The sequence below is a fragment of the Streptomyces sp. NPDC059785 genome (genome assembly GCF_042732375.1).
In the GTDB taxonomy this organism is placed as follows: Bacteria; Actinomycetota; Actinomycetes; order Streptomycetales; family Streptomycetaceae; genus Streptomyces.
This window is the reverse complement of record NZ_JBHWHV010000038.1, coordinates 85,862-94,923: the sequence shown is the minus strand read 5'-3', so window position 1 is coordinate 94,923 and position 9,062 is coordinate 85,862. Positions and strand designations below refer to the sequence as shown.

Below are 9,062 nucleotides of genomic sequence, written 5' to 3'. Positions count from 1 at the left end.
GCCGGGGCGCGGCGGGGCCCGGCGGGGCGGTCGGGGGGGGGCGGGGGGGGGCCCCCCCCGGGGGGGGGGGGGGGGGGGGCGGCGCCGGGGGGGGGGGGGGGGGGGGGCCCCCCGCGCCGGCTCTCCCTGGTCGGCGGCGTCGGCGGGCTGACCATGATCGGCCTGGGCGTCGCCGTCGCCGCGACGGGACGCAAGGACTGACACCCGCACGTCCCGCCCGCCCTGCCGGCGCCGAGCAGGCGCGCTCCCCGTCGCTCCGGCGGCGCTCGGAACCGGCTCGATTCCCGCGAACTCACTGCCGTTTCATCCGATCCGACTGAGCGACGGGGCCGGCGGCACCACCTGTCTGGCGTGCTGTCACGGCATCGTGGTCCTCAGGACAGCGAGATGAGCGCGATGGCCGCCGCCGCGCAGACCAGGCCCAGTGTCCGGGCCCGGGTGAGGCGTTCACGCAGGACGGTGACGCCCAGCAGGACGGGGATGGCCGGGTAGAGCGCGGTGAGGACCACCGCGACGGAGAGGAGCTGTTCACGGGCGGCCAGCGTGTAGAGCGCGATGGCCGTGGTGCCCAGCAGTCCCGCGCCCACCGAACCCCAGGCCGGCCGCGGGGACATGTGCAGCCGGACGGGGCGGCGGACGACCAGGGGCAGCAGGGTCAGTACGGAGGCGGCACGGCTGGTGACGAGCGGCCACAGGCCCGCCGCCGGATCGGCCCGGGCGAGGGCGATGAACTGGAGGGCGAAGCCCGCGCCCGCGAGCAGTCCGGCACGGGCTCCCGAGGCGGTACCGCCGCCGTCGCCGTCCTCGTCGGCCCGCCCCGAGCGGGTGACCAGCCAGAGCGCGACCGGGGCGGCGGCGATCCCGCACCAGGCCACGGCGCCGGGCCGGTCACCGAGCAGCGCGACGCCGACCAGCACGGGCAGCGCGACGGCGGCCACGTCGCTGAGCGGCACCACGACGCTGAAGCGCCCGTGGCTGATCCCCCGGTAGAGGCAGGCCACCCCCACGCCGGTGCCGACACCGGAGAGGGCGCCCCAGCCCAGCGCGGCCCAGCCGATGCCGGGAGCGGCGAAGAAGGGAGCGATCACGAGCATCAGCGCCGCGCCGCCGAGCTGGCCGATCAGGGCCACCGCCGCGCTGTCGGCGCGCCGGGCGAGCAGCCCGCTCACGAAGTGCGTGGCGCCGAAGAGCAGGGCCGACACCAGCGCGAGCAGTTCACCCATGGCCGGTACCCCGCCCCGTACGGCTCGCGTCCGTGCGCGCCCGGTGGTCCCGGTCGGCCTGGCCCACCGGGCAGACCGCGTCGTCACGGACGCAGGCGCCCCGGTCGCACAGACGGCAGAGCCGTTCGGCGTCGCCGGGCCGCCGGTAGAGGCCGGTCAGCAACTTGCCGAGGAGAACGTCCAGTTGGTCCCGTTCCGGCGCGTCGAGGCAGTGCAGCGCCTCGGTGAGGGCGGCGGCGCGCGAGGCGAGCAGCCCCCGCGCCGCCCGCTCTCCGGCGGCGGTGAGCCGGACGGCCACAGCGCGTCCCGGCCCCGCCTCTCTGCGGACCAGCCCACGCCGTTCCAGACCGTCGACCATGCGGGCGGCGGCGGACTGGGTCAGGCCGACGCGCCGCCCCAGCTCGGTCACGCCGAGGCCGGGGTCGGTGGAGAGGACGACGAGGGCACCGGCCCCGCTTCCGCTGGTAGCGGCGAGGCCGGTGGCCTCGGACAGCAGCAGATCACTCAGCGCCAGGGCCGCCGCCCCGAGCAGGTTCGCCGTTCGCGTCTCGTCGCGCATGGCTCACGGGTCCCCCGGCGCCTCCCGGTCATGCATGAGTCATGCATGACTTACGTGCACGCGCGTCACCCGCCCGGATCCTCCGGCGCGCGCCCGCCCGTGCCGGGAGCCAGGGTGTCGGTAGGGGACGACGAGCAGCGCGCGCGACCGGGAGGATCGATTCATGCGGGACAGACCGCTGGAAAACGTCGGGGCCTGGCTTCTGCGGGCGCCGCGCGAGGGTGCCCGGGGCGGTGGCGGACAGGCGGCCGGCGCCCTCGGTATCGACCCCGCGCTGGCCGGGGCCTTCACCGACGGCACCCTGGGCCCGGCGGGCGAGAGCGCGCTCGCCTTCCAGGTGGCGCGCGCCCTGCCGGTGCACGCGGCGCTGCCCGTACCGGCCGCGGCGGAGCTGACGCGGATCACCGGGCACCTCGGCGGTCCGAGCGCGCTGATCGGCTGGCTCGACCGGCATCCGGGGCCGCCCCGGCTCGCGGCGCGGCTGTGCGTGCTCGTCGCGCTGCTCGACCGGTACAGCGCCGAACCGGCGGTGGTGTCCGAGCTGCGCGCCCACCGGGAGCGGGTGCCCTACCCGCCGGAGCTCGACGGCCATCTGGCTCCGGGCACCGACGAGGACACGCTCGCCGGGCTCGCCCGTCAGATCGAGTCGCTGCTCGGCGAGGGCCGCAGCGACGACGCGGTGAAGCTCGCGGTGGCCACGGTGTCGATGTGCCTCGACGTCGCGCCGCGCGCCGCCGAGGCCGACCCCGGGGTGCGTGACCTGGGCGCGACGCTGGACGAGGCCCGGCAGGACGTGCTCGCGGAAGCGTACGAAAGCGCCTGACCGGCGCCTGTCCAGCGCCTGACCAGCGCCTGCCGATCGAAAGGCCCGTGCCGCCCTGGGGGAGAGGGGGCACGGGCCGGTTCGGGAGCGCTGGGGTCAGCGCTTGATCTGCCGGCGCTCGGATCAGCGCTTGATCTCCTTGATCTTCAGCATGCGCGTGATGACCTTGTCGAGCTCGTCGTCCTCGAAGACCTTCTTCCAGTCCTCGCGCACAATCGACTCACGGCCGTAGTCCATGGCGATCAGGCAGGCGTCCGAGAACGGGTTGGAGCCCTTGAGGGTGTTGGCGAGGGCGACCTGGGTGTGGCCGAGGAGCATGGCGCGGGCGGCCTTCTCCGGGACGCCGACGGTGTGCACGGTCTCGTGCAGCGCCTCGGTGAGCAGCGCGCCGACCATGCAGGCGATGGTCTCGACGAGGGTCGGCTCCAGGACGGCGAGCTGCTTGACGGTGACCCAGTGCACGTCGACGACCGGGGCGTACATCACGCGGATGACGGAGTCGGCCAGCTCCTGCTTCGCGGCGTCGCCGCCCTCGTACGCGGCGACGACCTCCTGCGGGGCGGCGATGCCGCCGAAGGTGTCCTGCCACTCCTCCTTGGTGGTGCGCTCCAGGAACACCGACGGGTGGCAGGGGTGGGCGCAGGCGTAGTGGATGTCCTCGCGCTCGAAGAGCAGACCGGCGTACGCGGCGGCCGGGTCGAGGGTGAGGACGACCGTGCCGGGCTTCATCAGCGGCACCAGTTCCCCGGAGACCTTGCCGAGGACGACGTCCGGGACGGCGAGGATGACGACATCGGCCTGGGCGGCGGCGTCGGCGGACTCGGTCAGTTCGCGGCCGAGGCCCTGGATCAGCTCCTGGCCCTTGGGCGAGGCCTCGCTGAAGAGCACCCGGAAGTCGCTCTTGACCAGGTTGTTGGAGACGCGCTGGCCCATCTTGCCGGCGGCCCCGATGACGGCGACGGTCTTGACGTCGGCCTGGGTCTGGATTTCGGTGGCCATTACTTGCTCCTCGAAAGGGTGTCGCTGAGCGAGGTTCCGCCCAGCAGGGTGGTGATGCTGTGCTGCGTCCACTGGTGTTCAAGGCGGGCGGTGGTCTCGAAGCCCTCGTCCTGCCAGGGGAGCCAGTGCTCCACGATCTGGTTGATGCCGTCGGCGTCCGGCCGGGCGGCGCGCACGGCGGCGATCATGCCGTCGTGGTCCAGGAGTCCCTCGCCGAGCGGGCAGCCGGCGTAGGTGAAGCCCACCCAGCCGTCGCGCCGGGTGAAGGCGAAGTCCTTGACGTGGATGTTGACCACGTACGGCGCGGTCGCGGCGACCACGTCGGCGGGGCGCTCCAGGCGGGCGACGCTGTTGCCCGGGTCGAGGACCACGCCGAGGTGGTCGCTGCCGACTCCGCGTACGACGGCCAGCAGGTCGTCGGTGGCCACCTGCTCGTAGGTCTCCAGGCCGAGGGTCACACCGGCGTCGGCGTACTCCGGCACGGTCTCCCCGAGCAGGGCGACGGCCTCGTCCGGGGCCGGCCGGTGGTCGGCGGTGTTGAGCATGGAGCGGACCAGGGTGACGCCCAGCTCCCCGGCCATGTCCAGGTACTTGCGCAGGTGCCCGGTGCGCACGCCCCGGGTGCCGAGCTCCAGGCGCAGGCCGAGGTCGCGGGCGGTGCCCCGGACGTCCGCGAGCTGCGCGGAGTCGTAGGACTCGACGGGCGCGTAGTCGCAGATCTGGAAGACCTCGCCGCCGAGCCGCGCGGTGTCGTGCAGCATCTCGGTGAGCGTCATCGGCTGCGGGGCGCGCGCCGAGATCCGCCAGAAGTAGGCGTAGGTGCTGATTCCGTAGGCCATCACGCCACCGCCGCCGGGGTGCGGATCTCGTCCAGGACGGCCTCGACGTTCGCCGGGTCGTGGGCGAAGCGGCCGAGGAAGAGGCCGCCCGTGGCGGGGCCGAGCGCGGTCAGCAGGCCGGGGCCCGCGCTGCCGCCGTAGATCACGGTGGAACCGGCGTACGCGGGCCGGGCGTCGAGCCAGTCGCGCAGGGCCGTGCAGACCGCGGTGATGTGCTCGGTGGAGGCGGGCTCCGGGGCGCCGATCGCCCACTGCGGCTCGTAGGCGAGAACGACGGTGCCGGTCAGGCCGTGCAGCAGGCGGGCGGCCTCCTCGACCGTGCGCTCGGCGGCCTGCGCCGGGGACACCCGGTCGCGTTCGCCGACGCAGAGCACGGGGGTCAGTCCGTTGCGCAGGGCGGCGGCGGTCTTGGCGGCCACGACGGTGTCGCCCTCGCCGTACAGGCGGCGCCGTTCGGCGTGGCCGACCTCGGCGTAGCGGCAGCCGATCTCCTTGAGGAAGGGGCCGCCGACCTCGCCGGTGTACGGTCCGGTGTCCTCGGTGGCGATGTCCTGGGCACCGATGGCGACGCCGGACCAGGCGAGGATGTTCGCGGTGGGGACGAGCGCGGGGAAGGCCGGCAGGACGAACAGCCGGGCGGCGCCGGAGACGGTGGCCGGGTGCCGGGTGGCCAGCTCGCCGATCCTACGGGCCCAGTTCAGCGTCTCGTGGTGCCCGAAGTACATCTTCAGGCTCACCCCGATGGTGACGGGCGACGGTGCGGGTGACGGTGCGGGGGCTGACATCAGGCGGCCTCGTCGGCGGTGCCCGCCGTGCTCTCGTAGTCGCACATGAGCTGGACCTTGGCGGCCGAGGCGGAGGTCTCGTCGAAGCGGTAGGTCAGCCACTCCCCCGCCAGGCGGCGGGCCAGCTCCAGGCCGATCACGCGCTGCCCGAAGGTCAGGACCTGCGCGTTGTTGGAGAGGATCGCCCGCTCGACGGAGAAGGAGTCGTGGGCGGTGACGGCGCGGATGCCCTTGACCTTGTTGGCCGCGATGGCGACGCCGAGTCCGGTGCCGCACACCAGCAGGGCACGGTCGGCCTCGCCGCGGGCGACCATCTCGGCGGCGGCGATGGCGACCTTGGGGTAGGCGGTGTGCCCGTCGGCGTCCACACCGACGTCGGTGACCTCGGCGACCAGGGCGCTGCCCAGCAGGTCCTGCTTGAGGGCTTCCTTGTACTGGTAACCGGCGTCGTCGGATCCGACGACGATGCGCAGCTCGGCGGGCGTGGGGGTGTTCTCGGTCATCGCGGCTTTCCTCAGTGGTGGTCGATCAGCACGCCGTGCACGGCACGGACGATCAGGGCGAGGGAGTGGGCGCCGGCGTCCGGCGTGCCGAGGGACTTCTCGGCGTGCGGGCGGGCGCGTCCCTTGCGGGGCAGCAGGTTCGCGGTCGCGGCGGCGGCCGCTTCGGCGGCGGTGGCGGCGCGGTCCCAGGCGTCGGTCAGCGGAGTCCCGGCGGCCGTGGCGGCGGCGAGGGTGTCCGCGAACGGGACGAGGACGTCGACCATGGTCTTGTCGCCGACCTCGGCCCCGCCCAGGCGGCGGACGGCGGCGTCGGCCTCCGAGACACCGGCGGCGACCCGCGTCGCGTCGGGCCGGTCCTGGTCGCCCAGCGCGGTGCCGAGGGAGCGCAGGATGGTGCCCCACAGGGCGCCGGAGGTGCCGCCCGCCTTGTCGGCCCAGGCGTCGGCCGCGTGGTGCAGTACGGTGCCCGCGCCCGCGCCGAGTTCCCGCGCGGAGGCGGCGGCGAGACGGGCGGCGGTGGAGCCGCGCTGCATGCCGATGCCGTGGTCGCCGTCCCCGGCGACGGCGTCGATGCGGCCGAGTTCGTCCACGTGCGCGTCGACGGTGGCGGCGAGTGTGCGCAGCGCCTCGAACACGGTCCCGGCGCTCTCGCGCGAGGCGTCGGACGCCTCGGGGACGAGCGGTTCCTCGGCGGCGGCGGGTTCCTCGGCCGCCGCCGGTTCCACGGCCGGCGCGGGGCCCGTGACGGCGCCCTTGCGGAAGGCCGGGGTGTCGGCCGGGGCCCGCCACAGGGCCTCCAGCTCCTCGTCCAGCCAGGTCAGGGTGAGGGAGATGCCCGCCATGTCGAAGCTGGTGACCAGCTCGCCGACCTCGGGGTCCACGATGTCCACGCCCGCGTCGCCGAGGAGCTGGGCGACCTTGCGGTAGACGACGAACAGTTCCTCGTACTTGACCGAGCCGAGCCCGTTGAGGATGACGGCGGCGCGCCCGCCTTCGGGCCGGTCGACACCCTCGGGGAGTTCCTTCAGCAGGGTGGTGACCAGGAGCCGCGCGGCCTCGTCGGCGGTGGGCAGTTCCTCCTCGCCGATGCCGGGCTCGCCGTGGATGCCGAGGCCGACCGCCATGCGCGCCTCGGGCACGGTGAACAGCGGGTGGTCCGCGCCGGGCAGCGTGCAGCCGGAGAAGGCTATGCCGAAGGAGCGGGTGCGGGCGTTGGCGTGCTCGGCGACGCGGGCCACCTCCGCCAGCGGCTTCCCCTGTTCGGCGGCGACCGCGGCGGCCTTGAAGACGGGCAGGTCACCGGCTATGCCACGGCGCTTGGCCGACTCCTCGGGGCGGGCGCTGGACATGTCGTCGGTGACGGCGAACGTACGGGCCTCGATGCCGTCGCCCGCGAGGCGCTCGGCGGCCTGGCCGAAGTGCAGGACGTCACCGGCGTAATTGCCGTACATGAGCAGGACGCCCGCGTCGCCGTGCGCGGCCCTGGCCACGGAGCGGATCTGCTGGGCCGAGGGGGAGGCGAAGACGTTGCCGACGGCGGCGCCGTGGGCGAGCCCCTGGCCGACCAGGCCCGAGAAGGCCGGGTAGTGGCCCGAGCCGCCGCCGATGACGACGGCGACCTGTCCGGCCGGGGTGGCGGCGGCGCGGACGACGCCTCCGGTGACGGGGCGGACCCAGCGGCGGTGCGCGGCGGTGAAGCCTTCGAGCGCCTCGTCGGCGAACGCGGCGGGGTCGTTGAACAGGCGGGTCATCGAAGGGCCTCCGAGGGTGCGCGCTCCGGACTGCGGTCGGGCCCCGAGGTGTCGCCGCGGGCGGCGAGCCAGATCATCAGGGCGGCGGACAGCAGCATGAAGAAGCCCACCAGGTAGAGCGGTACGTAGTAGTCGCCGGTCCAGTCCTTGAGCCAGCCGGTGATGTAGCTGGAGGCGAACCCGGCGATGTTGCCGGCCGTGTTGATCAGTGCGATGCCCGCGGCCGCGGCGGCGCCGGTGAGGAAGCGGGAGGGCACGGACCAGAAGACCGGCAGCGCGGCGAAGATCGAACAGGCGGTGATGGTGATCACGGCGACGGTCGCGGTCGGCGAGCCCATGTAGAGGGCCAGCGGGATGGTGATGCCACCGGCGATCGCGGGACCGGCGATGTGCCAGGTGCGGGTGCCGTTGCGGGTGGCGTGGCGGGTCCAGAAGAAGAGCACGACGGCCGCGGGCAGGTACGGGATGGCGGTGATCCACGCCTTGTCCATCACGCTGAACGTGGTGCCGTACTGGTCCTGGAAGCCGTTGATGATCGTCGGCAGGAAGAACGCCAGCGCGTACAGGCCGTAGATGAAGCCGAAGTAGACGACGGCCAGGACCCAGACGCGTCCGCTGCTGAACGCCGCCTTCAGGTCGCCCTTGGCGTGGCCGCCCTCGCGGTTGCTCTCGCTCCCGGTCTTCTGGGCGTTCTCGGCGGCCAGCTCCTTGGTCAGCCACTCCTTCTCGTCGGCGTTCAGCCACTTCGCGTCGGCCGGCCTGTCGATCAGGTAGAACCAGGCGATGACGCCGAGCAGGATCGCGGGCAGCGAGACGAAGAGGAACATCACGCGCCAGCCCTCGAGCCCGAACAGGCCGTGGCGGCCGATCAGCCAGCCCGCCAGCGGGGCGCCGAAGACCGTGGTCAGCGGCTGCGCGAGGTAGAACAGGCCCAGGATCTTGGTGCGGTGCCGGGAGGGCACCCACTGGCTCAGGAAGAGGATCGCCCCGGGGAAGAAGCCGGCCTCGGTGACACCCAGCAGGAAGCGCAGGGTGTAGAGCTGGCCGCTGCTGTCCACCCAGGTGAAGAGCAGCGAGACGATGCCCCAGGTGACCATGATCCGGGCCAGCCAGCGGCGGGCTCCGAAGCGGTGCAGGGCCATGTTGCTGGGGACCTCGAGCACGATGTAGCCGAGGAAGAAGATCCCGGACGCGAAGCCGAACTGCGCGGCTGTCAGGGCGAGGTCCTCCCCCATGCCGTTCGGCTCGGCGAACGACACGGCCGTGCGGTCCAGGTAATTCACGAAGAACATCAGCGCCACGAAGGGAACGAGGCGGACTGAGATCTTCTTGATGGCAGTTCTCTCGACTGCCGTGGATGGCGCGTGGGCACCCATGGCGACTCCTCGGCTCGCCCGGACAGCTCCGTCCGGGGTGGGTCACTCCGACGAGCGGGTACGCGGCACGCGGCTCACATGTGTGCAGCACTCGGCTCACCGGATCGGTCTCACGCTATGCCTCGTTTCCAAATTGGTCACCAATTTACCAGTGTGGCGAGAGTCTCAAGATCGATGACGCGCGGAACTCTTGACAAATCCCGG

General features: G+C 73.4%; 9 protein-coding genes. 1 reads left to right on the top strand and 8 read right to left on the bottom strand.

Annotated elements, in window-relative coordinates:
* Positions 1-374: 374 nt before the first annotated feature.
* Complete coding sequence (locus ACFV6E_RS26665) at positions 375-1,223, bottom strand: EamA family transporter (protein ID WP_385175932.1); 849 nt, start codon at positions 1,221-1,223, stop codon at positions 375-377.
* Positions 1,216-1,782 (bottom strand): MarR family winged helix-turn-helix transcriptional regulator, encoded by a 567-nt coding sequence (locus tag ACFV6E_RS26660; protein WP_385175930.1) that lies wholly within the window; start codon positions 1,780-1,782, stop codon positions 1,216-1,218. Before ACFV6E_RS26660 ends, ACFV6E_RS26665 begins: the two co-directional genes overlap by 8 nt.
* Before the next feature lie 163 nt (positions 1,783-1,945).
* On the opposite strand from ACFV6E_RS26660, the gene ACFV6E_RS26655 reads away from it, so the two are divergent.
* Positions 1,946-2,605, top strand: a complete 660-nt coding sequence (locus ACFV6E_RS26655) for a hypothetical protein (protein WP_385175927.1) — start codon at positions 1,946-1,948, stop codon at positions 2,603-2,605.
* Between the two features lie 123 nt (positions 2,606-2,728).
* Here ACFV6E_RS26655 and ACFV6E_RS26650 read toward each other — a convergent pair whose 3' ends face one another.
* Genes ACFV6E_RS26650 through ACFV6E_RS26625 form a run of 6 tightly spaced genes read right to left on the bottom strand, consistent with a single transcriptional unit; the run spans position 2,729 to position 8,858 of the window.
* Complete coding sequence (locus ACFV6E_RS26650) at positions 2,729-3,604, bottom strand: phosphogluconate dehydrogenase C-terminal domain-containing protein (protein ID WP_385175924.1); 876 nt, start codon at positions 3,602-3,604, stop codon at positions 2,729-2,731.
* On the bottom strand, positions 3,604-4,443 hold the full coding sequence (locus ACFV6E_RS26645) for a sugar phosphate isomerase/epimerase family protein (RefSeq protein WP_385465085.1): 840 nt from the start codon (positions 4,441-4,443) through the stop codon (positions 3,604-3,606). The genes ACFV6E_RS26650 and ACFV6E_RS26645 overlap by 1 nt, the downstream gene beginning before the upstream one ends.
* Positions 4,443-5,228: a triose-phosphate isomerase gene (locus ACFV6E_RS26640; RefSeq protein WP_385465083.1), complete on the bottom strand. Its 786-nt coding sequence runs from the start codon at positions 5,226-5,228 to the stop codon at positions 4,443-4,445. The genes ACFV6E_RS26645 and ACFV6E_RS26640 overlap by 1 nt, the downstream gene beginning before the upstream one ends.
* Complete coding sequence (locus ACFV6E_RS26635) at positions 5,228-5,731, bottom strand: ribose-5-phosphate isomerase (protein WP_385175916.1); 504 nt, start codon at positions 5,729-5,731, stop codon at positions 5,228-5,230. Before ACFV6E_RS26635 ends, ACFV6E_RS26640 begins: the two co-directional genes overlap by 1 nt.
* An 11-nt stretch (positions 5,732-5,742) precedes the next feature.
* Complete coding sequence (locus tag ACFV6E_RS26630; protein WP_385465080.1) at positions 5,743-7,482, bottom strand: dihydroxyacetone kinase family protein; 1,740 nt, start codon at positions 7,480-7,482, stop codon at positions 5,743-5,745.
* Complete coding sequence (locus ACFV6E_RS26625) at positions 7,479-8,858, bottom strand: MFS transporter (protein WP_385175910.1); 1,380 nt, start codon at positions 8,856-8,858, stop codon at positions 7,479-7,481. The genes ACFV6E_RS26630 and ACFV6E_RS26625 overlap by 4 nt, the downstream gene beginning before the upstream one ends.
* Positions 8,859-9,062 lie beyond the last annotated feature (204 nt).